This is a genomic window from Brevibacillus centrosporus (assembly GCF_003710815.1).
Classification (GTDB): Bacteria; Bacillota; Bacilli; order Brevibacillales; family Brevibacillaceae; genus Brevibacillus; species Brevibacillus centrosporus.
Genome location: NZ_RHHP01000028.1, coordinates 38,443 through 64,991, shown reverse-complemented (window position 1 = coordinate 64,991; position 26,549 = coordinate 38,443). Strand labels below are relative to the sequence as shown.

General features: G+C 51.8%; 24 protein-coding genes and 1 pseudogene. 19 read left to right on the top strand and 6 right to left on the bottom strand.

What is annotated here, in order from left to right:
* Positions 1 to 159 precede the first annotated feature (159 nt).
* Together EDM55_RS20970 and EDM55_RS20965 are read left to right on the top strand one after the other, a co-directional pair.
* Complete coding sequence (locus EDM55_RS20970; protein ID WP_092274484.1) at positions 160 to 696, top strand: DinB family protein; 537 nt, start codon at positions 160 to 162, stop codon at positions 694 to 696.
* 421 nt (positions 697 to 1,117) lie between these two features.
* Positions 1,118 to 2,524: an amino acid permease gene (locus EDM55_RS20965; RefSeq protein ID WP_122961304.1), complete on the top strand. Its 1,407-nt coding sequence runs from the start codon at positions 1,118 to 1,120 to the stop codon at positions 2,522 to 2,524.
* 70 nt (positions 2,525 to 2,594) lie between these two features.
* Here the strand turns inward: EDM55_RS20965 and EDM55_RS20960 are convergent, their stop codons facing one another.
* Positions 2,595 to 3,215: a TetR/AcrR family transcriptional regulator gene (locus tag EDM55_RS20960; protein WP_174769309.1), complete on the bottom strand. Its 621-nt coding sequence runs from the start codon at positions 3,213 to 3,215 to the stop codon at positions 2,595 to 2,597.
* Between the two features lie 133 nt (positions 3,216 to 3,348).
* Here EDM55_RS20960 and EDM55_RS20955 point away from each other — a divergent pair, with 133 nt between their 5' ends.
* Together EDM55_RS20955 and EDM55_RS20950 are read left to right on the top strand one after the other, a co-directional pair.
* Complete coding sequence (locus EDM55_RS20955) at positions 3,349 to 4,296, top strand: MBL fold metallo-hydrolase (protein WP_122961303.1); 948 nt, start codon at positions 3,349 to 3,351, stop codon at positions 4,294 to 4,296.
* A 119-nt stretch (positions 4,297 to 4,415) separates the two neighbouring features.
* Complete coding sequence (locus EDM55_RS20950; protein ID WP_122961308.1) at positions 4,416 to 5,165, top strand: GNAT family N-acetyltransferase; 750 nt, start codon at positions 4,416 to 4,418, stop codon at positions 5,163 to 5,165.
* Here EDM55_RS20950 and EDM55_RS20945 read toward each other — a convergent pair.
* Entirely contained in the window at positions 5,140 to 6,051 is a 912-nt protein-coding gene (locus tag EDM55_RS20945) for a DNA/RNA non-specific endonuclease (protein WP_122961302.1), read from the bottom strand. The two genes, EDM55_RS20950 and EDM55_RS20945, sit on opposite strands and share 26 nt — an antisense overlap.
* A 160-nt stretch (positions 6,052 to 6,211) precedes the next feature.
* Here EDM55_RS20945 and EDM55_RS20940 point away from each other — a divergent pair, with 160 nt between their 5' ends.
* Complete coding sequence (locus EDM55_RS20940) at positions 6,212 to 6,826, top strand: PH domain-containing protein (RefSeq protein ID WP_122961301.1); 615 nt, start codon at positions 6,212 to 6,214, stop codon at positions 6,824 to 6,826.
* A 306-nt stretch (positions 6,827 to 7,132) separates the two neighbouring features.
* Positions 7,133 to 7,270, top strand: coding sequence for a hypothetical protein (locus EDM55_RS30405; protein ID WP_170184444.1), 138 nt, complete (start codon positions 7,133 to 7,135; stop codon positions 7,268 to 7,270).
* A gap of 68 nt (positions 7,271 to 7,338) precedes the next feature.
* Here EDM55_RS30405 and EDM55_RS20935 read toward each other — a convergent pair whose 3' ends face one another.
* A complete protein-coding gene (locus EDM55_RS20935; RefSeq protein ID WP_122961300.1) occupies positions 7,339 to 9,033 on the bottom strand; it encodes a PucR family transcriptional regulator in 1,695 nt (564 codons plus the stop codon).
* A gap of 261 nt (positions 9,034 to 9,294) precedes the next feature.
* On the opposite strand from EDM55_RS20935, the gene EDM55_RS20930 reads away from it, so the two are divergent.
* The 5 genes and pseudogenes from EDM55_RS20930 to EDM55_RS20910 all read left to right on the top strand — a co-directional run bounded on the left by EDM55_RS20930 (position 9,295) and on the right by EDM55_RS20910 (position 13,704).
* Positions 9,295 to 9,903, top strand: a complete 609-nt coding sequence (locus tag EDM55_RS20930; RefSeq protein ID WP_122961299.1) for an ankyrin repeat domain-containing protein — start codon at positions 9,295 to 9,297, stop codon at positions 9,901 to 9,903.
* Between the two features lie 6 nt (positions 9,904 to 9,909).
* The gene (locus EDM55_RS20925; RefSeq protein ID WP_246071041.1) at positions 9,910 to 10,815 is read left to right on the top strand and encodes an oxamate carbamoyltransferase subunit AllH family protein; all 906 of its coding nucleotides are present in this window, start codon (positions 9,910 to 9,912) and stop codon (positions 10,813 to 10,815) included.
* Positions 10,797 to 12,137 (top strand): annotated as a pseudogene (fdrA, locus tag EDM55_RS31315) (acyl-CoA synthetase FdrA); the annotation flags it as partial. The gene EDM55_RS20925 and the pseudogene fdrA, both read left to right, overlap by 19 nt.
* Positions 12,138 to 12,686: 549 nt before the next feature.
* Positions 12,687 to 13,082, top strand: a complete 396-nt coding sequence (locus tag EDM55_RS20915) for a hypothetical protein (RefSeq protein WP_122961298.1) — start codon at positions 12,687 to 12,689, stop codon at positions 13,080 to 13,082.
* Positions 13,083 to 13,209: 127 nt separating this feature from the next.
* Positions 13,210 to 13,704, top strand: coding sequence for a hypothetical protein (locus tag EDM55_RS20910; RefSeq protein ID WP_122961297.1), 495 nt, complete (start codon positions 13,210 to 13,212; stop codon positions 13,702 to 13,704).
* Between the two features lie 30 nt (positions 13,705 to 13,734).
* On the opposite strand, the gene EDM55_RS20905 is transcribed toward EDM55_RS20910, so the two are convergent.
* Positions 13,735 to 13,914: a hypothetical protein gene (locus tag EDM55_RS20905; RefSeq protein WP_092274517.1), complete on the bottom strand. Its 180-nt coding sequence runs from the start codon at positions 13,912 to 13,914 to the stop codon at positions 13,735 to 13,737.
* Between the two features lie 239 nt (positions 13,915 to 14,153).
* On the opposite strand from EDM55_RS20905, the gene EDM55_RS20900 reads away from it, so the two are divergent.
* From EDM55_RS20900 to EDM55_RS20890, 3 genes are read left to right on the top strand one after another with little or no spacing between them, the layout of a single operon-like run.
* Positions 14,154 to 15,161 (top strand): aminotransferase class V-fold PLP-dependent enzyme, encoded by a 1,008-nt coding sequence (locus tag EDM55_RS20900; protein ID WP_246071038.1) that lies wholly within the window; start codon positions 14,154 to 14,156, stop codon positions 15,159 to 15,161.
* Entirely contained in the window at positions 15,158 to 15,793 is a 636-nt protein-coding gene (locus tag EDM55_RS20895) for a YitT family protein (RefSeq protein ID WP_092274520.1), read from the top strand. The genes EDM55_RS20900 and EDM55_RS20895 overlap by 4 nt, the downstream gene beginning before the upstream one ends.
* A gap of 43 nt (positions 15,794 to 15,836) precedes the next feature.
* Positions 15,837 to 17,249, top strand: coding sequence for an amino acid permease (locus EDM55_RS20890; RefSeq protein ID WP_122961296.1), 1,413 nt, complete (start codon positions 15,837 to 15,839; stop codon positions 17,247 to 17,249).
* A 56-nt stretch (positions 17,250 to 17,305) separates the two neighbouring features.
* Here the strand turns inward: EDM55_RS20890 and EDM55_RS20885 are convergent, their stop codons facing one another.
* On the bottom strand, positions 17,306 to 18,112 hold the full coding sequence (locus EDM55_RS20885) for a helix-turn-helix domain-containing protein (protein ID WP_092274523.1): 807 nt from the start codon (positions 18,110 to 18,112) through the stop codon (positions 17,306 to 17,308).
* 166 nt (positions 18,113 to 18,278) lie between these two features.
* On the opposite strand from EDM55_RS20885, the gene tynA reads away from it, so the two are divergent.
* The 3 genes from tynA to EDM55_RS20870 all read left to right on the top strand — a co-directional run bounded on the left by tynA (position 18,279) and on the right by EDM55_RS20870 (position 23,783).
* Positions 18,279 to 20,585, top strand: coding sequence for a primary-amine oxidase (tynA, locus tag EDM55_RS20880; RefSeq protein ID WP_092274526.1), 2,307 nt, complete (start codon positions 18,279 to 18,281; stop codon positions 20,583 to 20,585).
* Between the two features lie 45 nt (positions 20,586 to 20,630).
* Positions 20,631 to 22,103, top strand: a complete 1,473-nt coding sequence (locus tag EDM55_RS20875; protein WP_122961295.1) for an aldehyde dehydrogenase family protein — start codon at positions 20,631 to 20,633, stop codon at positions 22,101 to 22,103.
* 207 nt (positions 22,104 to 22,310) lie between these two features.
* The gene (locus EDM55_RS20870) at positions 22,311 to 23,783 is read left to right on the top strand and encodes a protein adenylyltransferase SelO (RefSeq protein ID WP_122961294.1); all 1,473 of its coding nucleotides are present in this window, start codon (positions 22,311 to 22,313) and stop codon (positions 23,781 to 23,783) included.
* Between the two features lie 70 nt (positions 23,784 to 23,853).
* Here EDM55_RS20870 and EDM55_RS20865 read toward each other — a convergent pair whose 3' ends face one another.
* The gene (locus EDM55_RS20865) at positions 23,854 to 24,783 is read right to left on the bottom strand and encodes a TIGR01777 family oxidoreductase (RefSeq protein ID WP_122961293.1); all 930 of its coding nucleotides are present in this window, start codon (positions 24,781 to 24,783) and stop codon (positions 23,854 to 23,856) included.
* A 111-nt stretch (positions 24,784 to 24,894) separates the two neighbouring features.
* Between EDM55_RS20865 and EDM55_RS20860 the strand changes: the two genes are divergently transcribed.
* Together EDM55_RS20860 and EDM55_RS20855 are read left to right on the top strand one after the other, a co-directional pair.
* Entirely contained in the window at positions 24,895 to 25,761 is an 867-nt protein-coding gene (locus tag EDM55_RS20860) for a sugar nucleotide-binding protein (protein ID WP_092274538.1), read from the top strand.
* A 51-nt stretch (positions 25,762 to 25,812) separates the two neighbouring features.
* The gene (locus EDM55_RS20855) at positions 25,813 to 26,508 is read left to right on the top strand and encodes an aspartate/glutamate racemase family protein (protein WP_122961292.1); all 696 of its coding nucleotides are present in this window, start codon (positions 25,813 to 25,815) and stop codon (positions 26,506 to 26,508) included.
* Positions 26,509 to 26,549: the final 41 nt, after the last annotated feature.

Here is a 26,549-nt window from a genome sequence, read left to right as displayed (position 1 = left end):
CTAAGGCTCCGCCACAAAGCTGGCGGGGCCAAGTTTTCTAATTTTTAGCGGCGGCCCAAGAAATGGTCTATGTGGTAAAATTAATCTAATACTGCCAGGGTCAGCCTTATGCTGTCATCTATGTATGGAGCTGAAATTTTCGGGAGGGGGAGCGGATTCATGAATTTTAATCGGCAGGAAGCGATCGAGATTCTGGAGCGGACGCCACAGACATTGAAGCAATTCCTATCTGGGCTGTCGGGCGGGTGGCTCGGGGCCAATGAAGGCGAGGGAACCTGGAATCCCGTACAGGTCGTTGAACATCTCATTGAAGGCGAAAAAACGAACTGGATACCCAGATTGAAATTGATCCTGCAAGAGGGGGAAAGCAAGCCATTTCCATCGTTTGATCGTTTCGCGCACATGAAGGAAGAGGCTGCTGCAAAGTCGCTTGAACAATTGCTGCTTGCGTTTCAAGAGATAAGGGAACAGAACATCACGAGGCTAGGGAGCCTTGTCGTGACGGAGTCGGACCTGGAGAAAACGGGATTTCATCCGGCATTTGGTGTGGTTAAAGTAAGAGAGCTGATCTCGACGTGGGCGGTTCATGATTTGACGCATATCGCTCAAATCGTGAGGGTGATGGCACAGAGGTATCGGGCAGACGTTGGGCCATGGCAGGAATATTTGGGGATCCTGAATCAAAACAGAGGATAAGCCGAAGAAAAACCAGTGAAAACTCGCTCGAAGGGGGCGGGAATTGACTGGTTTTTTTTGAACGTGTAGGAATTTATAAGCGTAATGCTTATGAATTCTGGAGCGCATGGAAACTTTCCGCTAAAACGCGGTCGCTCCTCCTTTAATAGGCCTCGATAGAGGTTTTCTTATGAACCGTCTAGCAAATCAACAGATTAAAAATAGAGAAAACGGCTTGTTTCGGAAATGTTGACATGATGTCAACTTGTCAGTATATTATTGATATAATGTCACATTTCAAGTAAGGGCATTCGTCTAGCAAGACTTGAAAGAAAATTCGCCATAGTAAAAATGATCGGAGGAGATGTGGCGCCAATCACTTGAGCGGATTATTGTAAGGGCTTACAGCGGGGTTGAATATTGCTAGTTAGGGAGATGACATATGGAGAATCTCAATCGGGAATCAGGATTAAAGCGCGAGTTGAAAACGGGGCAGCTCACCATGATGGCGATGGGCTGTGCGATCGGTACGGGCCTGTTTCTGGGAAGTGGCCTTGCGATCGGGACAGCAGGACCAGGAGTTTTGATCAGCTATGGAGTAGGCGCTATTATTGTTTTGCTATTAATGGGCTGTTTGGCGGAAATGACCGTGGCCCATCCGACCTCAGGTGCGTTTGGTACGATCGCCGAAAAATACATAAGTCCTTGGGCTGGCTTTATCGTGCGCTATTCCTACTGGATGTCCAATGTGCTGGCAGTTGGGGTGGAAGTCAGCGCGATTGCTGTTTATATGAATTACTGGTTCCCGAATGTGCCAGGAATTGTATGGATTTTGTTTTTTGCCATTGTGCTGATTTACGTCAATTCCACCAATGTCCACACTTTTGCTACGTTTGAATATTGGTTCTCCATGATTAAAGTAAGTGCTATTGTCTTGTTCATCCTTTTAGGGGCGTACATCTTGGTCGGTGGGCCTGAGGAATCAAAAGCTGGTTTCGAAAATTTCGCGAATTCTGGACAGTTCATGCCATTTGGCTGGTGGGGAATATGGGTGGCCGTCTTTATTTCCTTGTTCAGCTTTCTTGGCACAGAACAGATTGCCGTGACAGCCGGCGAAGCCAAAGAGCCAGATGTCGCGGTGCCAAAAGCACTTAAGGCAACTGTCTTTCGTCTTTCCTCTTTTTACGTGCTCACGATGGCGATCATGCTGTTGATTGTTCCATGGCAAACCGCGGGAGTAGACAAGAGTCCGTTTGTCAAAGTCATGGAGATATTGAACATACCGGGTGCCTCCGGAATCATGAACTTTATCATTTTAACCGCGGCCCTCTCCGCGATGAACAGCCAGCTGTACGCATCTACCCGCTTGATGTATTCGCTGTCTTTGGAAAAACAAGCTCCTGCCGTCCTGGGAAAAGTGAGCAAAAAAGGCATTCCTACATGGGCACTCATTATTTCCACACTCGGTATTTTTGTCGCAGCAGGCGTGAATGCCGTTTTGCCTGAATCCTCCTACGCTTTCATGATGGGAATCTCCATGTTCGGCTCTATTTTTACCTGGCTGATGATTTTTGTCTCGCATCTGTTTTTCCGCAAGCAATGGGAGAAAAACGGCGGGCGCAAACTGCCGGTGAAAATGATCGGCTTCCCATATTTGACCATACTGGGAGGGGTTCTGCTGCTCAGCCTGATCGTGACTACGTGGTTTACGCCATTTAAAATGATGCTGCAATTTGGCATACCTTGGTTGATCTTCCTCGTGATTGCATACTGGATCTGGAAGAAGAAAAACGTCAACCGTCATGGTCGTACAGAAACAGCTGCGAAAAAGTTTGTTCACAAGGGATAGGCACAAACAAAAAGAGCGATTGTTCCGGAACCGGGAACGATCGGCTCTTTGCTTGCGAGCAGGAGGGTGATCACGAAGGATACAGTCCGCTCGTGTACAGGATGGTCATGTTTCGCACGATTTCTTGAACAGAGTGCCTGTTTTTGCCGTTCACAAGGTCCCAAAGCTGTGTCTCGTTGAGGGAAAACCAGTTGCGGGCAATCAAATCGCGATCTACATCCGCACGAGCGAGGCCTTTTGCCTGTGCGTAGGCTACGTCACTCGCGATTCTCTCTACGAATTTTTCCCGGATCTCGTCCCACTTTTGATGGGCCTTGTCAGAAAAGCGAATAGCCTCGACAAATACTTGCAGGATCGCTTTTTGCTCGATCGCATTTTCCAAAAACAGGCTGGCTTGCGTCGTAATCATCGAGATCGCCTCTTGTTTGGTGGACGGCTGGTAGCTCATCTCGGCAATCTCGTAGAACCGGTTCATGATGTCATCCATCAAAACAATCAACAAGTCGTCTTTTCCCGAAAAGTGGACATAGGCTGTACCGTATCCGGTCTTTGCTTTCTTGATGATTTGGGTGATCGTTGCCCTCTGGTATCCATTCTCAATGAAAACAGCTTGAGCGGCTTTCAACAATTTATGACGAGTCTGGAGCGACCGAAGATTCCGCCCATCGATTCGTTCAGTTGTTTTGCTCACGATACTCCTCTTTTCCGTACAATCTTTTTCTATAAGTATACGAGAGATTTAAAATGTGCGCGATCTCACGTTATCATGAAAATAGACATTCGCAAGGGAGAAAGGAACGAAAAATAGAAGGGGGAAGAAAATCATGGAGGAATACGGTATTTTTCAGGTGACGATCCCACTGCCTTACTGGAACGATAACGTACACTGTTATTTGGCAAAAAGAGAAGGAAAATGGATCATTGTGGACACGGGGCTGAAATGGGAGGTTACACGGAAAACGTGGGAAGAAGTCTTTGCCAATCATGGAATTGACCCGACAAAGGATATCGAAAGCATCGTTTTGACGCATCAGCATGGCGATCATTTCGGATTTTCCGGTTTGCTTCAGGAATGGACAGGGGCACCCGTTCACCTGAACGAAATCGACCGCGAGCTGTCCCTCTATGGCTGGACGCCCGAGACATTCCAGGCGTATTACCTATCAGCGGGGCTGCCGCAAGAGAGCGTCCTTCAGCTGCAAGAAAATGCTGCGGCGTTCGTCCGCCCTACTTCGCCCTATCCGACTGACTTGCAGCCTTTGAACGTTGGCGACCGCTTTCAGCTGGGAGAGCTTGCGTTTGAGGCAATCCACTTGCCCGGACATACGCCTGGACATATCTGTTTTTACAACGAGCAAAAGAAACTGCTCATCTCTGGCGATCACCTGACGCGGGAGACGATGCCGTATATTTCCTACCACGGCTACGGAGATTCGAATCCTTTGCAGACCTATCTGGCTACGCTGTCGAAGATGCAAGCCATGGAAATTGCCGCCGTACTTCCTGGGCATGGACCCATCTTTTATGATGCGCAGGAGCGGATTGCAGAGGTAATCGACTATTACCAGTCACGTCTGGATGCTGTGCGCGAGCTCGCGGCAGGAGGACGAACCGCCTACGAAATTTCGCTCGCTATATTTCCGGCGGATCGCAGCCTGTTTCAAAAGTGGATTGATTTGGGCGAAACGAATGCCTGCTTGCAATATTTGCTGACAAACGGCGACCTTCAGGTACGAGAAGAAGGTAGCCAGAAGAAATACTACAGGAATTGATAGAAGGACAAGGAAAAAATCCCCCGCCCTCGTCGAATGGGAAGGGGGATTTTTAGAGATGGGATGTATATTTATACAATAAAATGAATTATTATTGGATTCAAAAGGAGCTGATCACGATGCATGTGAATGTCGAGGAACTGTCCATCAATGCTTGGCCTGCTCTGGAGACGATGGTAGACGACGGCTGGCTGCTGCGCTTTGCAGACGGGTATACCAAACGGGCGAATTCTGTCTATCCACTCTATCCTCCGGCGGGTGATCTGGAGCAAAAAATCGCCGCGTGTGAACGGCACTACGGAAGCAAAAAGCTGCCCACGATCTTCAAAATGACGCCGTATTCTCAACCGGCCAAGTTGGATGCCCTCTTGGAGGAGCGGGGATATAAACTGTTTGCGGATACCAGTGTTCAAATGGTCTCGCTTGCAGCAATGGCAGCACCGGCCATGCATTCGGTCCAAATCTACGAGGAATGTGCGGATGAATGGGTAGATGTGTTTTGCCGCCTCTCGGAAAAGGACGAGAGGGAGAAGCAGACCATGACTCAGACGCTACGAAAGATCATACCCGCCTGCTGCTATGCCGTCCTGTATGCAGAAGGGGAGGTCGTCGCCTGCGGCATTGGTGTGCTGGAACGAGAGCACATCGGACTTTATGACATCGTGACGGCCCCAAGCCATCGCAAGCGCGGATACGGTGAGCAGCTGGTATTGAATATTTTGCAGTGGGGGATTGAGCGTGGGGCCAAGCGCTCCTATTTGCAGGTCGTAGTGGATAACACACCTGCTCTTCGGCTCTATGAAAAACTGGGGTATCAGGAAATCTATCCGTACTGGTATCGGATCAAGGAGCAGGAGTGCTCCACCTGATGTCGGACGGCTGGTAAATGGGAATCAGCTCGCTCACTTCCTGCTTTCCCTCTGACGATACGAGACGAGGCTCCCAAAAGAGTGGGTTGCGCAGATAGAGACTTGCGTCAAAGCGCAGGCTCGTCTCTTTGGCGATGGTCTCGAGCGGCACTTGGTAGGTCACTAGACGCTGATACTCACAGCGATCAGTGGAGCGCTCGGGACTTTGTCGGATGAGAAAGGAGAGGCACGAGATTTGCTGTTCTTCATTGGCGTACAAGACGCTTTTCCAGAAGCCAAAAGGGATATGAACGGCGCAGCCAGGATGCGCCGCTATGGGCGATCCAGGATGCGCCGCTATGGGCGATCCAGGATTGCCATCTACACCACAGTACTCCTCGTCATCGTCCTTGTGAATCGGCCCGGTAAGAATGACCAACCGCTTTGCCGCTTGCAGCCGCTGGATGACCCAGTCCTCCAGGCAGTTCCAGATTCCGGTGTTGAAGTGATGATGCTGCAGTGCGATGTTGGCGTAGCAGAACGAGTCGTAGTTGGCCTGCTCTGCTTCCCGGCGCTCTCCCCAGCAGATGTCTCTGCGGCGGGTCAGATGGCCTTTGTCATAATCGTTTCGCGCGTAATATTCGGGGCCGACCTGATTTTCCTCCCCGATTCGCTCGTCAAAATGCCAGGAGGAATTGTCCCGGGTGACAGGGGTTGCCCGCAAGATATCGACGCAGGCAGCAGAAAAAATAGCGAAACGCGTGCGCTGGTTCATGACGATGGAAAAATGCGTGAAGTCGAAAACAGCTCCGTCATCAAGCGCCTCGGCAGCGACACGGCCTTGTGGCAATGGCAGTGGAATCGGGTGCTTTTCATTGAGAAAAAAAGGATCGTAGCCGGTATTCATGAGTCCTCTCCTCCTTGGAAAATAGCCTTTCTCCACGCATGAAATATTGTAAGAATATTCAGTTGTAATTGCATTATACTAGAATCGTGCAACCAGGCACACCGCCTAGCGTACTACTGGTTGTGAGGTCAATATGCCCAGAAAAAGGGGGAGATGGACGATGTTTGGCAAGCTGGCAGCGGATGTTTTGGGATTAAGCGATGTTGGGGTGGTCGTGAAGCCGTCCGATTACGACAAGGTGGACTCCGACGACTACGTCATGCACGAGGATAACGAGAAGATCTACTTCCTGATCAAGTCTAAATCAGATGAGTACTGCTTTACCAACCTGGCGCTCATTCATCTCGATGGGACGAGCGCAACCAGCAAAAAGCGGACGCTGCGCCGTTTTTCCTACCATACGCATAAAATTACGGACGTCTCGCTGGAAACGGCGGGCACGGTAGATCTGGATGTGGAAATCAAGTTCACGATGGGGGCGGAGCACTACTCGATCGATGTGAACAAAAAGCATTTGGAAGCGCTCAAGGATTTGTATAAGGCTCTGATCAAAATATCCTCGATGACGCATGAGAACGAAGTGGCCATGCAGCACGCGCAGGAAAGCCTCCATGTAGCCCAAAGCACAATCAGTAGCGCGTTGAAGCTTTCCGCCGATGTCGCGACACAGTTTCAGACGCTGAATCAGTACACCTTTGACTGGCTCAAGGACACGCATGAGAAATACGTCGTGAAAGACTTCGGCAAAGTCTTTGAAAAATACATCCACAACTAAACATACGCAACAAGAGAGGGCCACTCCGGTAAGCACCCGCACGTTATTCGTGTAGGCTGGCTTGCCCTGGAGGGCCCTTTATACATTCTCCTACCAAATGGTGCAGCAGTAGTAAACGGACTTTTCACTGTCAGTTATCCCTTTCACTCTGGGTAAAATCATCAAAATTACCGGCTTGGCTACCCAATCTTGCCCCAAAGTTTGAACGGGCTGTCCCTTTTTTACATACAAATGCTTCTAGCGATAGGAACAAGCTCTGGTTGTACGCTTTCCGATCGCAAAATATGGAGATAGGGGAGATTTTGCATGGGATATGGAAGAAATGAAGAAAACGCGCTTCGGGAAATTCGTGAATTGGAGCGTGCATTGGAACAAGCCATCCGGGCTCTTCGCGTAGCGCTGAACCAACTGCGTGAGATTGAAGAGAATTTTGAAGACGACTAAGATGTAACCACAAAGAAGTCAGGCCCATCCCGCAAGATTGGGATGGGCCCGGATTACATAGATAGGATTCATTCCTTTTGCAATAGCTTGTAGATTTTCAGGGCGAGCTGGATCTGCAGCAGCTCCTCGGAGTGCTTGAGGTCCGTGCCGAGAATCTCCTTGATCTTGTCGATTCGATAAATGAACGTGTTGCGATGGATGAACAGAGCTTTCGCTGCTTCGCTCACGTTTTGATTATGAGAAAAATAGCTCTCAAGCGTCGTCATGAAGCTGGTTCCAAATCCAAGATCGTGCTCATGGACTTTCCCCAGTCGTTTTAAAAAGAAATCCTCCAGCTCGCTTGCCTTGATATTGGATTCGAGAAAGTGATAGATGGAATAGTCTTCAAAGTGCGAGACGGCACCCTTCCCATTGAATTTGTGCATGAGCCGGATGGCTTCGTGGGCTTCGGAAAAGCTCTTGTGCAAAGAGGTGATGGTCTTGTACTGACGACCAATCCCGACAGAAAAGGTCGTTTTCTTGACCTTGGCCAGCAGCGTCTCGTACAGCTCATCGGCAAACTGCTTCGCTTCACTGATCGTAATGGTGGGTCTGTACTCGTTTTGCCCAACCAGCACGATGACGCGGTTATTGCGGTAAAAGCACATGATTTCCCCATTGGCAGAGCTGGCGTGTTCATAAACGAGGTCGACACATTTTTTCGCGATCAGGTCCTGCTCATATTTTCGGACGACCATGTCTTCGAGACTGCCCACCACGTCAGGCTCAATCGTAATGACCATGCAGTAGTACATGTAGTTCGCGTTGATTCCGTGCAGATCGCACAGCGGCTGGATCGAATCGATCGAGGTGAGCTTTCCCGTGAGCAGATCATCAAAAAAGTCCTGCCGGATCGTCAGCTTGACCTCCTCGAGCTCACGGGTGCGTATCCTCTCCAGCGCAAGAATGGTGGAGGACTGCTCCAGAACGATGTAGTCAAACTCGGTCAGCTCCCGCATCGTTTGCCATACGATGATATAGCCGTAAATGTAGTTGGCGACTGCGACCGGCAGGATGCGGCATTTGATTTCCCGGCCTTTGGAATGATAGATCCGTTTCACCGATTTCTTGATCTGGCTGATGTTGCGGGGGATCGTATCCGTGAATTCTTTGGTGAAGACAGGGCGGTTTCGTACCAGATGCAGGCAGGAGGCGAGCGGGATGGGATTGTCCTTGACCTCCGTGTAGTGCAGCAGGTTCCAGTCCCGGTCTAGAAAGAGGATCGGGTTGTTGATGTTGTCTGACAGCTCGGCAGAGATCCGATCGATACCGCCGCCTTCCAGCGCGATGCGGAACAGCGAGTTGTGCATGTCGAGCGATTTGCGGTTAAGCAGGTCGTACCTTCCCGACGCCTTTTCGTTGATGATCGCGATCACTTTGGACAAGGTGTACTCAAACGGCAGGGCCAACAGCGGCAGTCCGTATTGGTTGGCCAGATCGATCATGTTTTGCGGGATTTCATCGAAGTAGCGATGCATCTTGATACACAAGCCAGAGCAGTTGATTTCAGCCAGCTCCTTGATGATCCGGTTTTGCAGTTCCTCGTTATCTTTGAAAATATAACCGGTCGACAAGAGCAGCTCATTGGGAGTAAGCCAGTCAAAAGCGTCCGGGTTTTCCATGATGTTGACGATCGAGACGACGTTGTTGATGCCTTGCTCTCCGGCGATGATGCGCATGCCGTCTATCGATTTGATCTGAAGCAGGTCTTTGATCGTGAGCACTTGGTGGCACTCCTTTCCAAGTAGGCTGCTAGGAATAAGAATTGTGCATTGTGCACAACGAAGCCGATTCTTTTTTAGTTTCGATACACAATGACGACAGAGTGGATCCTGCCTACAATAAGGCTGCAGGGGTTTCATACCCGCTATTTCACCCGTCTATCTACGGTAGGCGGCGTTTTATACCAGTCAACTATATCATAGGGATTTGATTGTGCAATCTGTTCTTTTTGATAGGCTGACTAGGATAGCAGGAGGTACAACATGGCTGATAATCAACTCGTACAATCGTTCCTTGCAGCAGCGAGCGAGGGCAATATCGCAGCACTCCAAAATTACGTAGCGCAAGGCGTCGATATCAATGCGCGAAACAAGCAGAAAAGAACCGCAATTTTGCTGGCGGCGATGAACGATCACTACAACGCAGTCGAGTATTTGATCGAGGCTGGGGCAGATATTGATCTGCAGGATGAAACCTGCTTCAATCCGTTCCTGTACGGCTGCATCAACGGCAAATTGGAGCTTGTGAAGCTGATGGTCAAAGCAGGTACGAACCTCGAGCTGTTGACTCGCTTCGGCGGCGTAGGGATTACCCCTGCTTGCGAAAAAGGTCATGTGGAAATCGTGCGTGAGCTCCTCACCACCACTGACATCAATGTGAACCATACCAATTTTGTCGGTTGGACACCGCTCATCGAAGCGATCATTTTGAATGACGGCGGTGAGAGACAGCAGACGATCATCAAGCTGCTCATCGAACACGGAGTAAACGTGAATATGGTGGACAAATACGGCGTCACACCACTTACGCTGGCAAGACAAAAAGGCTTCAAGGAAATCGAGCAAATCCTGCTCGATGCCGGGGCGTACTAAACGAGCGTGATACAAGCTCAAGCATTGTCGAGTGATGCCGATTTTCTGAATCAAGTCGCCAGTGGCGTGTTTAGCGGGTCTGTTCACAGCCTTTTTGACAGGACGATCAACCTGCATTGCAGAGAGAAGGAAGAGCTGTTCACGATCGCCTGTGTGGAGCTGGATAACGGGCCAAATACGCTAGTGACGGATCGAAAGCGCTTTCAAAACCTGGGAGTAGCGGTGGACGACCCAGTGTTTGTGAGAGACGGTGCGTTGTTCATCGGTCAGGCACTGGCGTTAACCTGGCAGCAGGCCAAGCAATGGGAATGCAGGCTCCCGGTTTATCCGGAAAAGGATCAGAAGCTGCGGGAGCATGTTGCTGTCATAAAGGAGTACGTAGCCGCTCATGGAAAGCCGGGCGGTTTGAAAAAGACGTCATCGCCAGCCAATGTTTTTGAAGCAGAAGTCTCGGCGCTCTTGGGTGCGAGAACGAGTCAGCTGTATCAGTCGCTGGCTCTTGGCAGGTGGTCCGAGGCATGCGAGCTCGCGATTGGGCTCGTGGGGCTCGGACCTGGATTGACGCCATCAGGAGACGATTATCTTGCGGGATTGTTTAGCGTCTATCATCTGCCGAACGCTCCGTGCTGTTTGCCATACCCATTTTTCGAAAAGCTTGCCCTCGCTACACGCCAGCGAACGAACGAAATCAGTTACATGATGCTCAAAAAAGCAGCGGTCGGCCAGGTAAGAGAATCGATCGTAAGTCTGCTCCAAGCCGCCATCGAGGGAACGGTCGAAGACGTCATTCGCTCTTTGGACAAAGTGCTCAGCATCGGCTCGTCGTCGGGTACAGATCTGACGATGGGGCTGGTCAGCGGACTCATGCTCCAATTAGAAACGGGAGGTAACGTATGTCTATCAAAGTCGTGATCAAGAAGAGTACCTATTTTGATTCCGTGTCGCTGATGTCCTTGTCGACAAAAGCGAACCAGCTTCCAGGTGTGGAACAAGCGGTTATCGCGATGGGTACGGAAATGAACAAGGAAGTCCTGCGCAACGTCGGACTTTTGATTCCAGAAATCGAAGAGGCGAAAAGCAGTGATCTGATGATCGTTGTGAAAGCAGAGACGGACGAGCTTTGCGACGACGCTTTCGCTGGCATCGAGGAGCTTTTCGCCAAGAAAGGCGTAACCAAAGGCGCGAGCGAGATCAAGTATGCAACCATCGACTCGGCTGCCAAAAGCATCCCGGAAGCAAACCTCGCCATCATCTCCGTGAACGGTGCGTTTGCCGCGAGAGAAGCGCGCAAGGCATTGGAAAACGACCTGCACGTCATGCTGTTTAGCGACAACGTCAGCATCGAGGAAGAAATTTCTTTGAAGCAATACGCGCACGAAAAAGGCCTCTTGATGATGGGACCTGACTGCGGTACTGCGATTATCGGAAACGTAGCCCTGTGCTTCGGAAATGCCGTTCGCAAAGGAAGCATCGGGATCGTAGCTGCTTCGGGAACAGGCAGCCAATAGGTGAGCGTACGCATTCACGACTTCGGCGGCGGGATCACCCAGCTGATCGGTACAGGCGGTCGCGATCTGAGCGAGCAAGTAGGCGGCATCATGATGCTGGATGGAATCAAAGCGTTGGACGAGGATGAAGCGACAAAAGTCATCGTGCTGATCTCCAAGCCTCCAGCACCAAGCGTGGAAGAAAAAGTGCTGGCACAAGTGAAAGACTGCAAAAAGCCAGTAGTCGTGTACTTCATCGGTGGTAAAGAAGAAGCGGTCCTCGCGGCAGGCGCGCATTTCGCGAAAACCTCGAAGGAAGCGGCTCTCAAAGCCGTGGTTTTGGCAGGAGCAAACGAAGATGAAATCAACAAGCGCGCTCTGAACTGGCCGCTGATTGAAGAAGTCCGCGCCAAGCTGACTCCTGAGCAAAAATACGTGCGTGGACTGTTCTGCGGCTGTACCTTGTGCGATGAGGCGATGTACATCGCGATGGAAACGTTTGAAGACGTATACAGCAACATCCAGAAGAACCCGGATTACAAGCTGAAAAACCTGCATGAGAGCAAGGCGCACACCTTCCTGGATATGGGCGATGATGACTTTACGAACGGCAAACCGCATCCGATGATCGACCCGTCCTCCCGTATTGCCAGATTCCTGCAGGAAGCGAAGGATCCTTCTGTTGGCGTCATCCTGATGGACTTCATCCTGGGCTTTGGCGCAAACGAAGATCCAGTGGGTGTTATGTGAGCAGGCGCACAGGTTCGGACAGATGCAGCAGCACCGCATGGCACACGGCGAGATCGTATGTTTTTTCGATTGGAATGACCCCAGTGAGGTGGCCCTACGAACCGGAGCTTTTTTCTCCGTTTTCCGAATGTAAATAACCGCCACCATAAAGGTGACGGTATTCATCGAGCTCGTTAGGTTTTAGGGTGTTACCGATAATCACGTGCGACGCATCTACCTCCGTAATGAAGCTAGAAGTCTATTGCAGTGAACGGTTTTCCCTTACTCGCTGGGTGATCGTGTAAATCATCCATGGCACATCGCCTCCTAGAAGACTAAAGCCTGTTTGAATAACACACCACCGAGCTCGATGACTTTATTATGGTCCATTCTCGTTTTTATATACACGCACATCTCAAATCTTTTTGAGGACGACCAAAACTCGATTGAACCGGGCTGCAGCGTGGCGTTGGCATATTTTTGCCGAGGCGTCACACGGTCCCACACAATTTGTCCGCCGCATGCATTGGCTATAGGATAAGTCCGAGAAAAAAGGATGAAGGCGATATGGCACGTTCGGATGACAAGCTGACAGTGATTTTTCAAAAAGGAAATAAACGCATGGTTGTTAAATCCCCACTGAATGGCAACAATTCGGCTACCCAAGTGGCAGGCGGCGGGGGAACGGACAGTACTGGCGGAACCAATGCCGCCATTGAAAGCCTGAATACGAAGCAGCAGCATGCAGTTGGCGGAGGACCTGGCTCCGTCGCTTACAATAAGAGTGCGAAAAGCAATCAAAAAGGAAAAGGGAAGAAAAAGCGAGCAGCTGGCACTGGAAAAAAGGGAAGAAGCGCCGCAGCGTCAAAAGCAGTAGAAAATCAAAGAAAAGATAAGGGAAACAGAGCCAAGTCCTCAGGGGGAACTGGCTCTGTTCGTTTTCGGCGAGAAGGGTTCCATTAATTGTCATCGTGAAGGGGCTGGCTAGCTTGGACAAATGGAGTTGGACAAGTAAATCAATCGGAAAGAAGGAATTATCAGGAAAATATGGAATTTTATAAGCCGATAAAAAAGAAAAGGGGAATAATTGGTGGGCAAAGGAAAAGCCAGCGTGGCTCTTGCTCTGATCCTCCTGATGATATTGTCAGGATGCGCGGATGTAAAGACGCATGGAGAGCCGCATGAAAAAGAAAAAACCGTTTCGTCCGTGGAAGCACGAGTGGAAAAATATCTTTCCTCCGATGACATTTCCATCTTCGTAGAGAACAAAGCTGCCAAGCCAGACGAGTTTATCGTCTATTCCAGTCTGCCGCCAAAAGGTCAGGAGCTGGAACGAAAAATATTGGCACTTCGCATTGTCAATCAGGTGATGCGTGACTACCCAAAGGCCACCTTTATCAGCATTTGGGACAACGCGGAAGCAGCAGGACAGATTGCCAAGAACGGGGATCTGGATGCATCCTGGGATGGATATCTCCACCAAGTCGCCTTTGCCATCAAAAACGCGCATGGGGTACGGGTGTCCTATGCGCTCGGCCCAGATGATTTCGATAATATTTCTTTTGGAATGTCTCTCTCTAGGTAGAGGCATTCTTTTTTTTGTCGGCAGGCATGCTTAACTGTCCGTCCTGTTTATGGAATCCCGCGTGTCCTGCAGCAGCTGCTCCGTGTAGGTTTGTTCGTACTTATCGGGAGTCAGCCGTACCTTTCGTTTTCTCCGCGAAAAGAACTCGTAAGCGCCCCCAAACAGCAAGAGTCCACCGAACACTAGGATCAAAAATACCCATAGCTTCATCCAGCAAGCCTCCTTTTTCTCCCCATATTCATAGTCAGAAATTTGGCGCGAAATGCGAAAAGTGTAAAGTGCTTTACTGATTCCGGTCGAGCTCTTCCTGTATCGTGAAGGTATTACATCGATAGGCCATCCAAGACGGAGCGGTACAGCATCTCTTCATCCTCGATGGTGTACAAGCCGCCATTTTTAGAGAGGATGTGCCTTCTCTCCAGCTCCTTCATCGGGCTTATGTGGACACCTTGCGCTACACCGGGATGGACTGGAATCTGTGGATGGATAAGGTGGAGGAAGCCAAAGGACAGTTCGCCCGACTGATCAACGCTTCTCCGGAAGAGATCGCGGTGCTGTCCTCTGTTTCAGACTGTGCCTCTTCTGTTGCTACTGCCCTGGACTTCTCGGGGGAACGCAATCAGATCGTCACGACCGAAATGGATTTTCCCAGCATCGGTCACGTGTGGCTGGCCCAGCAGAAACGAGGCGCACAGGTGCAGTTTCTTCCATCGGCAGATTCTGTTATACCGCTAGCGTACTACAGCGAGTCGGTGAATGAACAGACCCTGATTACGTCGATTCCCCACGTATCGTATTACAACGGCTTCAAGCAGGATGTCAAGCAAATCGCCCAGATCGTCCATAAAAAAGGCTCGTATCTGTTCGTAGACGCCTATCAGTCTGCGGGAAGCGTGCAGATTGACGTAAAAGCGATGGACATTGATTTTCTGGCAGCGGGCGTCCAAAAGTACATGCTGGGAATCCCGGGGATTGCTTTCTTGTATGTCCGCAAAGAGGTAGCGGAAAAGCTTACGCCAGTCGTAACAGGCTGGTTCGGGCGTGTCAGCCCGTTTGCGTTTGACATCAAGCAACTGGATTTTGCCCAGGCAGCACGTCGCTTTGAGACGGGGACCCCTCCGATGATCAATGGCTACGCGGCGGCGGCAAGCATCGGCATGCTAAACGAAATCGGGGTAGACCGGATTGAAGCTTATCTGCAAAGCCTGTCCCGTACGGCGATTGCCTACGCGCAGGAAAAAGGGCTGGGGGTGATGAGCCCTCTCGATTTGAGCCAAAAGGCAGCCAACACGGCCATCTACATTCCGCAAGCCTCCAAAGCGGAAGCCATTCTCAAAGAAAAAGGAATCCTGGTCTCGGCTCGCAACGATGTGATTCGGATCGCTCCGCACTTCTACAACACAGAGCAAGAAGTAAAGGCAGCGATCGACGCGTTGGCTGCTCTTGGGAATCGATGAACAACGCGTCCCTCGTAAAATCGCTCGGGAAGGAATGGAGCATGATTTTGGCGGGTACCGCATTGGTGGCGCTCGCGTACTACCTATTCATGCAGCCCAATGAAATCACAGCTCCAGGCTTGGGGGGAGTAGCTGTTTTGCTCGGCTACTTTCTCCCGATCTCCCTCGGACTGATTTACTTCTTGCTAAATGTACCGCTATTTCTGCTAGGTTACCGATTCGTCGGGCGCAAATTTGTCGTCAACAGCTTGGTCGGTATGGTGAGTTTGTCGCTGTTCTTATGGGTATTTTCTTTCCTTCCCGGTTGGCATCAGCCGCTGGCAGGAGTGCTGCTCGGGGGCATAGTCAGTGGGGCGGGGATTGCATTGGTCCTACGTGCCGGTGGAACGACAGGCGGTGTCGATATCGCTTGCGTGGTTCTGAACAAGATTTGGCCAGCCGCTACGATCGGCAAAATGATGATCGCCATGAACGCCCTGATCGTTATCGCTTCCTGGCTGGTATCGGATGCGCTGCACTCGATTTTTACGCTTCTCTCTTTGATTGTCGCAGGAAAAGCGGTCGACGTGTTCATGGTATGGGGGCAGCGAAACCGTGGTGAACAGCAGGCCGAGGCAGGTACGACAGGTTAATTCGCAATATTTGAAATCGAAAGTCATGACGGGGGGCAACTGTATGAAGGATAAGGACAACTTTCTCGAACGTGAATCAGGTCTACACCGAGGATTAACCAAAAGTCAGCTGACGATGATCGGGCTCGGGGGAGCGATTGGAACCGGGCTGTTTATGGGGAGTGCCATCGCAATCAGCTACGCAGGGCCGGGAGTCATCCTCAGCTATGTGATTGCAGCGTTTATCGCCGTGATCATGATGTTCTCTCTCTCGGAAATGGCTGTCGCCCATCCGACTGCTGGATCCTTCGGGGTCTATGCAGAAAAGTATTTGGGCGGCTGGGCAGGCTTTACCTCTCGCTGGACGTACTGGGCCGCGCAGGTCATTGCGGTAGGCGGAGAAGCGGTCGCGGTCGGCATCTACATGACATACTGGTTTCCTGACATTCCGGTATGGGTCTGGACCCTCGGATTTGGTGCGGCATTGCTCTACGTCAATTCTCGTTCGGTTGAGAACTTCGGCAGCATTGAGTATTGGTTCGCTATGATCAAGGTAGTAGCTATTATTGCTTTCATCATTTTCGGTATCGCGGTCGTGCTGGGGATCGGGACACCAGCAGTCGGCTTTGAAAACTTTACCAAGCATGACGGATTTTTGCCGCACGGGTTTGGCGGCGTATGGATGGCGGTGCTGATGGCGATCTTCAGCTTTGTCGGGGTAGAAGTCATCGCTGTGACGGCTGGGGAGGCCAAGGACCCGCGTTCGGCTGTTCCTCGGGCGATGCGTACGATGGTTGTCCGTTTGATCATCTTTTACTTCCTCGCGATGGGAATCATGATCGCTGTCGTTCCTTGGATCCATGCAGGTGCAAAGGAAATCGCCCAAAGCCCGTTTGTTCTCGTTTTTGATCACGTCGGGATATCCGCTGCAGCAGGTATCATGAACTTCGTCGTCCTGACAGCAGCCTTGTCCAGCATGAATACCAATCTGTACATGACTTCGCGGATGATCTTTTCCTTGTCGCGCAGCAACTACGCACCAGAGTCTTTTGGCAAACTGAACAAGGACGGCACACCGGTCAACGCCCTGCTGCTGTCGAGCATTGGTGTGGCGCTCGCAGCTCTCATCTCCAAAATCAGTCCGTTGGCGTATAACTACTTGTTTGGAATTGCCTTGTTCGGTGCCTTGTATGTTTGGCTGTTGACGCTTTTGTCGCATTTGAAATTCCGCAAGCAATGGGAGCAAAATGGAGGAGAGAAGCTTCCTGTCCGTGCACCGTTGTTTCCGGTCCTGCAGATCATCGGGATCGTACTGATCGCCGCGATCTTGATTACCATGGGCTTGGATACCGAGTTCTGGAACGTCTCCTGGATTATCGGAGTTCCATGGCTGGTTTTCCTCACCCTGATCTACTATGCCAAGTACAAGAAAAAGCTATCGCATGCGGATTCGAACCAGTCTGGAAAAACGGCATAAGAGGAAGGATCAGCAGTCCACCTTATCTGAGGTGGACTTTTTGCTGTCTGCAGGGACTAGAGTGGGGGAGTTTGCAAAAGCATGATGATCTGCATCGGAGTGAACAGGCTAAAATGCTTGAAATCCTTGATGAAATGAGCCTGATCGTAGTAGCCATGCTCGTTGGCGATCGTTCCCGAAGTGCTCGTCCGGTTCATCATGGCAGAGAGTGTATTTTGAAAGCGAGTGATGCGGCTGTACTGCTTCGGCGAGAGCCCGAGTGTGTCGACGAACTTTTTGCGGATATAGCGGCTGGATAGGCCGATGTCATCTGCGAGAGTATCGACAGTCACGTTCCCTTTGGATTGATAGATTTGCTGCAAGCAATAGGGAAGCAGTCCAGTAGGCTGCTCGGATGACAGCAGCTTCGGCAGCAAATATTTCTCGAAATGCGCGATGCGCTCCTCAAACAGCTCCAGCTCCGCGATGTCATCACAGAGACTTTCAGCTCCATGCATGACGTCACTCACATTTGGCTGACGGTCGATCAGATCGCGAAACGGAGTGGGGGACAGATACAAGCTTTGCAAGGGCGTGAGACGTACACCGAAATAGGTGGCGCCAGCATGAAAGGGAATGGTTTCCCCTTTCAGAATGGTCCCGCACATCAGGGAATGAGGGCGAAGGGGATCACAGCAGATCAGCACATCCATGCAGCCATCAGGTACGACGCGAATGGCATGGACAGACGTTCCCATAACGTATTGGTAATAGAGGACGGTCTGGCCTTGATAAGGGACGAGCTTTTCCTGATAGCTGCTGGTTTCCAGACGAAACCCGTACTGCACAGGAGGTAGATTGGCGGCGATTTCAAAGCGATTCATTCATCCATAACCACCTTTACAAAATCGTCAGGTTCACGCGTGATACATAGCTACCAATAGTATGATATAAACGCCAAGAAACTGATAGTTCCGAAATTTACAATACATTTGTCGCAGCCTGCCCCTACAATGAGTGTGTAAACACGAACAAGCGGGGGGATCTTTCATGCATCCACAGAAAAGCGAAAGAAAGAAGCTGCCAAAACAACTCGTCCTATCCACGGCAGCGTTAGGAACGGCTTTGACCTTTGCGCTGTCGCCGTCAGTGCCATTCGCGCAGAAGGCAAATGCACATGGCGGAGAGGCAGAATACCTTCCACTCCGGGCGATGGTGGAGGAATTCGGGGGAACCGTTGCTTGGGATAGCAAAACCCAAACGGCGCAAGTGAAGCGGAATGGCACCATTGTAACATTGAAGCCGAATCAGTCACAGGTGCTGGTAAATGGTACTTCTATCCAGCTGGAGGCGCCCGTTGTCTATAAAAATGGATCGTTGTACGTAACGCATCATTTCCTCAACGAAGTATTCCAATCCGAGCTGGATCAGACGGTTTCGGTTCAAAAGGTGGAGCATCCATTGAATCCGTTGACAGCAGAAGAGATTAACAGTGTTGTAAGCGCTGTCAAAGCGTCCGAATCCTATAAACAGAGCATGCGCTTTACGCAAATCTCGTTGAAGGAGCCGGAAAAAAGCAAGGTATGGAGCTGGGTATACGGGCAAAAGGGCGCATTTGAGAGAGAAGCGAATGTCGTGATGCTGGATGGCAAAAAGGTCATCGAGGCACAGGTAAACCTCGCGACGAAGAAGCTCGTCTCCTGGAAGGAAGTCGAGGGGGCACACGGGATGGTCATCTTGGATGACTTCCAGACTGTCCAAGCCGCAATCGAGCAGAGCAGTGAGTATGCGGATGCCCTGAAAAAACGGGGGATCAATGACGTGAAAAAGGTAGTTGCGACTCCGCTCACCGTCGGGTATTTCAACGAGGCAGATGGCTTGAAGCAGGACCTGCGTCTGCTGAAGGTCGTCTCTTACCTGGATGTGGGAGACGGAAACTACTGGGCGCACCCGATCGAAAATCTGGTAGCTATCGTGGACCTGGAGCAAAAGAAAGTGATCAAGATCGAAGACGCAGGCGTAATCCCGGTGCCTTTGAAGCCGACTCCTTACGATGGCCGCAGCCAGCAAGCGAAGCAAAACGTCAAGCCGCTCACGATCACGGAGCCGCAAGGGAAAAACTACAGCTTTGACGGTAATACGATCCATTGGGGCAACTGGGACTTCCACCTCCGGATGGATTCACGCGTAGGTCCCGTCCTGTCGACGATGACGTACAACGACAATGGCATCAAGCGCAAAATCATGTACGAGGGCTCGCTGGGCGGGATGATTGTTCCTTATGGCGATCCGGACGTGGGCTGGTATTTCAAAGCGTATCTGGACTCCGGGGACTACGGGATGGGAGTATTGACCTCTCCGCTGGAAAAGGGCACGGACGTACCGGATAACGCGCAGCTGCTCGAGGCGACCATCTCGGACAACGACGGAAACCCGTACACGATTCCAAATGCCATGGCGATCTTTGAGCAATACGCCGGACCGGAATTCAAGCACCAGGAGATGGGAAAAGACAACGTAAGCCGCGAGCGCCGTGAGCTGGTCGTTCGCTGGATCAGTACTGTGGGCAACTACGACTACATTTTCGACTGGATCCTGTCTCCGAACGGAACGATCAAGATCGATGTGGGCGCGACAGGTATCGAAGCAGTGAAGGCCGTGAAATCCTCCACGATGCACGATCCGACTGCGAAGGAGGATACCCGCTACGGCACGTTGATCGATCACAACATCGTCGGAACGACTCACCAGCACATTTACAACTTCCGCCTCGATCTCGATGTGGATGGCGAGAACAATACGTTGACAGAGGTCAATCCGCAGATCGCCGAAAATACAGCAGGTGGCCCGCGCAAGAGCGTGATTGTTACCGAGCAAAAGACCGTGACCACGGAGCAGGACGCAATCCAGACCTTTGACCCGTCCACGATTCGCCTGCTGAGCAATCCTTCCAAGGAAAACAAAGTCGGAAATCCGGTTTCCTATCAGATCATGCCGTACGCTGGAGGAACACATCCGGTGGCAAAAGGAGCTATGTTCAGCAAGGACGAGTGGCTGTACAACCGCGTGAATTTTATGGACAAACAAATCTGGGTCACCAAATACAATCCAGACGAGCGCTATCCAGAGGGAGAATACCCGAACCGTGCGAAGACGGATACAGGCTTGAAGGAGTTTACCGCAAACAACGACTCCATCGAGAACACAGATAATGTGGTGTGGATGACCACGGGCACGACGCACGTAGCTCGGGCAGAGGAATGGCCGATCATGCCGACGGAGTGGGTGCACGCGATGCTCAAGCCGTGGAATTTCTTCGATCAGACACCTACCTTGGACTTGCCTGAGAAAAAGTAGCGCTGCCATGTAAGATCAATCAAATGGGAATCGGGGGAGATTAAGATGGCACAATCATACCAATTGTTCATTGATGGAAAATGGGTAGATGCTTTGTCAGGCAAGACATTCGATTCGTTCAATCCGGCGACGGGAGAAGTAAACGGCGTGGTGGCTGAAGCGGGGGCGCAGGACGTTGATCTGGCGGTAAAAGCTGCGCGCAAAGCGTTTGAAACCGGAGCTTGGGCGGAAATGGCGCCAAGTGATCGCGGCAGGCTGCTGTACCGTGCCGCACAAAAAATGTGGGAGAAGCTCGATTATCTCGCAGAGGTAGAGTCCAGTGACAACGGCTTGCCGATCAACGAAACGAAGTACATTGCGATGCCCGCAACCATCGATGTGCTGGAATTCTACGCGGGACTCGCCAACAAAGTGCAGGGAGAGACGCTGGCTTCTCCTGGGAATCGCTTCAACTACACGCTGCGAGAGCCACTAGGCGTCATTGGAGCGATCGTGCCGTGGAACTTCCCGCTCATGCTGGCGATGTGGAAGCTGGCTCCGGCTCTGGCAGCGGGCAACACCATCGTCATCAAGCCGGCGGAGCAGACGCCGATCAGCATGCTGGAGCTGGCAAAGGTATTTCAGGAAGCGGGAATCCCGGATGGCGTAATCAACGTAGTTCCCGGGTTCGGCGCCGTTGCGGGAGACGCGCTGTCTTCTCATCCGGATGTAGACAAAATCGCCTTTACGGGTTCTACCTCGACAGGCAGACTGATCATGCAGGCGGCAAGCAAGCATCTCAAGCCTGTAACACTTGAGCTTGGAGGCAAATCGCCAAACATCGTCTTCGCCGACGCAGAGCTGGACGATGCCGTGAATGGCGCCCTCTTCGGAATTTACTTTGCGCAAGGCCAAGTGTGCGCGGCGGGTTCTCGTCTGTTCGTACAGGACAGCGTCTACGACCGCTTCTTGGATGCTTTCAGCAAAAAGGCGCAAACCATTCGGGTCGGCAACCCGCTCGATCCTGCCACGCAAATGGGTCCACAAGTATCGATGGCTCAGCTGGAGCGGATCGAGCACTATGTAGAAAAGGGACTGGAGGAAGGAGCCAACCTCGTGCTGGGCGGCAAACGCAATCCGCAGGCAGGCACCGGCTATTTCTTCACACCAACCATCTTTGAAAATGTGACGAACAACATGACCATTGCCCGTGAAGAAATTTTTGGTCCGGTCATCTCGGTCATTCGCTTCAAGGACGAAGAGGACGCGCTCCGTCTGGCTAACGAAACGACCTATGGACTCGCTTCCGGTGTTTGGACCAACGATTTGAAACGCGCACATCGCATGGCACGTGGCCTGCACGCAGGAACGGTGTACATTAATACGTATTCCATGCTCGACAGCACCACACCGTTTGGCGGTACGAAGCAGAGCGGCTTTGGTCGCGAGCTGGGGATGCAGGCGATGGACATGTATACGCATACGAAGAGCGTCTGGGTCGACCTGGGCAAGCAAGGCCTGAACTGGTACGGGGTATAAAAGAGAGCAAGATTACAGCAAGGTGCGATCAGCCTTCCTCATGCAGGGAGGCTTTTTTTCATTCCCTACACTTTGAAAGCGGAAAGGGCACGCGTCTGGTGCACGAAACACGTTATAATAGAATGGCAAAAGTAAACAATAATAAGGGCAATTCTGTGCAGAAATAGAAGGCTGCAAACCCAATGACGCATAGAAAAAGGAGTTACAATGACAGAGAAAAAAGCAGGTCGCAGTGCTGGATGGAATTTCGACAACAGTTATGCTCGTTTGCCTCAAACCTTCTTTACCGAGCAACAGCCAACCCCTGCTCGCTCGCCAAAGCTGGTCATCCTGAATGAAGCTTTGGCAGGTTCACTTGGGTTAAATAGTGATGCGCTGAAAAGGGAGGATGGCGTGGAAGCTCTTGCAGGCAGCCAGATTCCCGAAGGTGCTCTGCCGCTGGCGCAAGCCTATGCCGGGCATCAATTCGGCTATTTTACGATGCTGGGGGATGGCAGGGCGGTCCTGCTCGGCGAACAAGTGACACCGGATGGACAGCGGTTTGACATTCAGCTGAAAGGGGCGGGACGGACGCCTTATTCCCGGCGTGGCGACGGGCGCGCGGCACTTGGGCCGATGCTTCGCGAGTACATCATCAGCGAAGCGATGCACGCTCTTGGGATTCCTACCACGCGCAGCCTGGCTGTCGTGACCACGGGCGAGAATATCATTCGCGAAACGTATTTGCCCGGTGCCGTTTTGACTCGTGTGGCTGCCAGCCATATTCGCGTGGGCACGTTTCAATATGCCGCCAAATGGGGGACTCAGGAGGAGCTGCAGGCCTTGGCGGACTACAACCTCGAGAGGCATTTTGCGAAACCGGACGAGGGGGAAAACCGCTATTTGTTCCTTCTGAAAGAAGTGATCAAACGGCAGGCTGCGCTGATTGCCAAATGGCAGCTGGTCGGCTTCATTCACGGCGTGATGAACACTGACAACATGGCCCTGAGTGGAGAAACCATTGACTACGGTCCGTGCGCCTTCATGGACACGTTCGATCCAGCCACCGTCTTTAGCTCGATTGACGAGCAGGGGCGCTACGCCTATGCGAATCAGCCGTATATTGCCGTGTGGAATCTCTCGAGATTTGCGGAAACGCTTCTCCCGCTGCTGCATGACGATCAGGAGCAGGCAGTCAAAGCGGCAGAAGGAGCACTTGCAGGTTTTGCCGAGCAGTATACGGGGGAATGGCTAAATGGGATGAGGGCGAAGCTGGGGCTCTTTACGGAAGAGGAGCAGGACGGATCGCTTGTAGAGAGCTTGCTCAAATTGATGGAAAAAGAGAAAGCCGACTATACGAATACGTTCCGAGCCCTCACGCTGGATAAGCCGCAAGAGTCGGCGATGTTTGGCACACCGGAATTTACCGAATGGCTGGGGCAATGGCAAGCAAGGTGGGACAGACAGCCGCAGTCCAAGGAGGAATCTCTGCAGCTGATGCGCCAGAACAATCCAGCTGTCATCCCTCGCAACCATCGCGTAGAGGCAGCGTTGGACGCGGCAGTGACAGGAGATTTCAGCGTGCTGGAAAGGCTGCTGGACGTGCTTGCAAGGCCGTTTGCGTATACGACCGATCAGGAAGAGTACGCGGCTTTGCCTGCACCCTCGCATTATCCTTATCAAACCTATTGCGGGACCTAAGGCACAATACGAAAAGGCAGCGAATGACGGAAAGGTCTATCGCTGCCTTTTTTGATTTTCTACAGAGAGCTTACGCGTTGGCCTTCTCCGGTACGAGCAGATCTCGCAGCGCTGCCTCTAGATCGATGTGACCAAAGGAAAAGCCGCTCTCTAGCAGTTTCGCCGGGACACAATTGCGGCCAGTCAAAGCGAGACTAGGGTCCGTTCGCATGACTAGATAAGCGCCGAGCCAGACGAAGGGTGCAGGAGTCGGAGGAGCCCAGCCCTTGTTCAATACCTTGCGAAGTGTCTGCATGAACTCACGGTTGGTAACCGGCTTTGGACCCGTAGCATTGACGATGCCGCTGACCTGCTCGTTTTCCATGGCATAGAAAAACATCTCGTTCAAGTCATCTACATGCAGCCAGCTAATGTATTGATTCCCACTGCCGACAGTGCCGCCGAGTCGCATCGAAGCAAGCTTGGCGAGAGGCTCGAGGGCACCGCCATTTTTCCCCAGCGCAAAGCCGATCCGCAGCATGACCTTGCGTGTATGCGTCAGCTCGCGTTCAAAAAACGCCTGCTCCCACCGCTGGCAAACCTGCACGGAAAAGCCTGTGCCATGCGGGGCATTCTCGTCGCATTCCTGCAGCGTATCGCCGAAAATAGCGAGAGAGCCGGCTTGCACAAAGACAGCGGGAGGCTTTGCGCTTGCCAGAATCGCTTCGGTCAGGACTCGCACGGAATCCAGGCGAGAACGAATGATTTCCTCTTTGTTTTTGGGCGTGTACAAGCAGTTGACGCTTTTGCCGGTAAAGTTGATGACGGCATAGCTGCCATCGATTGCATCTGTCCAAGCTCCTCTTGTCGCGCCATCCCATTGCAGATAGCGGATAGATCCAGCTGCCCGAGAATTCCCTCGAGTCAGAATTACGACCTCAAATCCCTTTGCAGCGAGAAAATCAGCCAAGGCGTTTCCCAGAAAGCCGGAGCCGCCAGCCAGCACGATTTTTTTACTCATGGTAACATCCCCCTCTCGGACCTTCCTCTTTTTGGTAGATCATGGTGGGCTCTCTGAGGTATATTGTACTGGAATAAACAGGGAATGGACAGAGGAAGGGGAAGGGATGCGATGAAAAGGCAACGGATCCTGCTGCTGGGGGGAAGCGGCTATCTGGGGGCGCAAATAGACAGCTGCCTGAGGACGAGCCAAGAGCATGAAGTCGTCGCCACCTGCTTTTCGGGCGCGATCCAGCCGGGATGGACTCGGGTCAATGTGAAGGACGCAGAGACTTTTGCGGCGCTGGTCTCTGCAGCTTCACCGGACGTCCTCATATGGGCCCTTCGGGGGAATGATAGCGCGGATGCCCAAGAGCTGATCGAAATAGGCATGCGGGTACTGCTCGCCCATATACCGAAACAGGCAAAATTGATCTATCTTTCCACGGATGGCGTGTTCGGCAATAAGCCAGGCCCGTTCACCGAGCAAGAAGAATGGGAGCTGCTGGATGAAAGAAATCCACTGGCAGGCTACTGCCTGGCCAAAATCATGGGGGAGCAGATGGTACGTGAACAGCATGATCATCACCTCATTCTGCGTTTTGGGCCCATCTATGGAAAGAATGTGCAAGGCATCTGGGACAAACGGACAAAGGCATTGGTCAGCGAGCTTCAGGAAGGCAGAGGAGTTGTACGCACTGAAAATCTGTACAAGTCATTCGTTCATGTGGAGGATTTGGGCCGTGCAGTAGCAGAGCTCGTGACAAGCTCGCACAAAGGCACCCTTCACTTGGGACCGGAGGAAAAAGCGAGCTACTACACGTTTTGCCGGAGCATGGCGAAAGATTTCGGCTATGCTCCCGAGCTGGTACATGGGGAGATCTTGTCTGCTGAAAAAGCCCGAGAGCTGGGGATTCCGCTTGATACCTCACTCGACACGAGCAAGGGGAGGGCTTGGGTAAAGACGGAATTTCGAGGGGTATCAGGGCAGGAGAAATGAGAGAACGATGAGAAGATACAGGAAGAATGAGAACATGGAGGGGGAGTGGGAATGAGAACAATTGGACTGATCGGCGGCATGAGCTGGGAGTCTTCCCAGATGTACTATCAAAAGGTGAACGAAGCGGTGAGAGATCGGTTGGGAGGCTTGCATTCGGCGAAATGCATCCTGTATTCGGTCGACTTTGCTGAGATAGAAGAGCTGCAGCATGCAGGAAAGTGGGAGGAAGCTGGCACGCATATGGCGAATGCCGCTCGCAGTCTACAGGCAGCAGGAGCAGACATGATCGTCCTTTGCACCAATACGATGCACAAGCTGGCGTATGCGATACAGGGGGCTTCTTCTTTGCCGTTTATTCACATCGCGGATGCGACAGCGGGCAAGATCAAAGCGGACGGGTATCAACGAGTCGGCTTGCTCGCCACACGCTTTACGATGGAGCAAGCGTTTTATACCGGTCGTCTGCAGCAGGAGCACGGGCTGGAGGTACTGCTCCCCGATGAAGCGGAAAGAGAGGCTGTGCATGCGATCATCTACGAGGAGCTGTGCCGGGGCATCATTCGTGAGGAGTCAAAGCAGGTTTACCTGCGCATCATCGATAAACTGATCGAAGAAGGCGCGGAGGCCATAATCCTCGGGTGCACGGAAATCGGTCTGTTGATTACACAAACGGACTGCTCTGTGGCGGTGTACGATACGACAGAGATTCACGCGATTGCCGCTGTGGAAGCTGCCCTGGAAAAATAGCAACCGATATGGCTACAAAAGGTCACCAGCATTTGCTGCGT

Bases quoted from the DNA above. Each gene is read 5' to 3' on its own strand.
- tynA (WP_092274526.1), top strand. From the start codon at position 18,279: ATGCATCCACAGAAAAGCGAAAGAAAGAAGCTGCCAAAACAACTCGTC.
- EDM55_RS20950 (WP_122961308.1), top strand. From the start codon at position 4,416: ATGCATGTGAATGTCGAGGAACTGTCCATCAATGCTTGGCCTGCTCTG.
- EDM55_RS20930 (WP_122961299.1), top strand. From the start codon at position 9,295: ATGGCTGATAATCAACTCGTACAATCGTTCCTTGCAGCAGCGAGCGAG.
- EDM55_RS20870 (WP_122961294.1), top strand. From the start codon at position 22,311: ATGACAGAGAAAAAAGCAGGTCGCAGTGCTGGATGGAATTTCGACAAC.
- EDM55_RS20885 (WP_092274523.1), bottom strand. From the start codon at position 18,112: ATGAATCGCTTTGAAATCGCCGCCAATCTACCTCCTGTGCAGTACGGG.
- EDM55_RS20905 (WP_092274517.1), bottom strand. From the start codon at position 13,914: ATGAAGCTATGGGTATTTTTGATCCTAGTGTTCGGTGGACTCTTGCTG.
- EDM55_RS20865 (WP_122961293.1), bottom strand. From the start codon at position 24,783: ATGAGTAAAAAAATCGTGCTGGCTGGCGGCTCCGGCTTTCTGGGAAAC.
- EDM55_RS20965 (WP_122961304.1), top strand. From the start codon at position 1,118: ATGGAGAATCTCAATCGGGAATCAGGATTAAAGCGCGAGTTGAAAACG.
- EDM55_RS20940 (WP_122961301.1), top strand. From the start codon at position 6,212: ATGTTTGGCAAGCTGGCAGCGGATGTTTTGGGATTAAGCGATGTTGGG.
- EDM55_RS20970 (WP_092274484.1), top strand. From the start codon at position 160: ATGAATTTTAATCGGCAGGAAGCGATCGAGATTCTGGAGCGGACGCCA.
- EDM55_RS20945 (WP_122961302.1), bottom strand. From the start codon at position 6,051: ATGAATACCGGCTACGATCCTTTTTTTCTCAATGAAAAGCACCCGATT.
- EDM55_RS20860 (WP_092274538.1), top strand. From the start codon at position 24,895: ATGAAAAGGCAACGGATCCTGCTGCTGGGGGGAAGCGGCTATCTGGGG.
- EDM55_RS20895 (WP_092274520.1), top strand. From the start codon at position 15,158: ATGAACAACGCGTCCCTCGTAAAATCGCTCGGGAAGGAATGGAGCATG.
- EDM55_RS30405 (WP_170184444.1), top strand. From the start codon at position 7,133: ATGGGATATGGAAGAAATGAAGAAAACGCGCTTCGGGAAATTCGTGAA.
- EDM55_RS20955 (WP_122961303.1), top strand. From the start codon at position 3,349: ATGGAGGAATACGGTATTTTTCAGGTGACGATCCCACTGCCTTACTGG.
- EDM55_RS20890 (WP_122961296.1), top strand. From the start codon at position 15,837: ATGAAGGATAAGGACAACTTTCTCGAACGTGAATCAGGTCTACACCGA.
- EDM55_RS20875 (WP_122961295.1), top strand. From the start codon at position 20,631: ATGGCACAATCATACCAATTGTTCATTGATGGAAAATGGGTAGATGCT.
- EDM55_RS20855 (WP_122961292.1), top strand. From the start codon at position 25,813: ATGAGAACAATTGGACTGATCGGCGGCATGAGCTGGGAGTCTTCCCAG.
- EDM55_RS20915 (WP_122961298.1), top strand. From the start codon at position 12,687: ATGGCACGTTCGGATGACAAGCTGACAGTGATTTTTCAAAAAGGAAAT.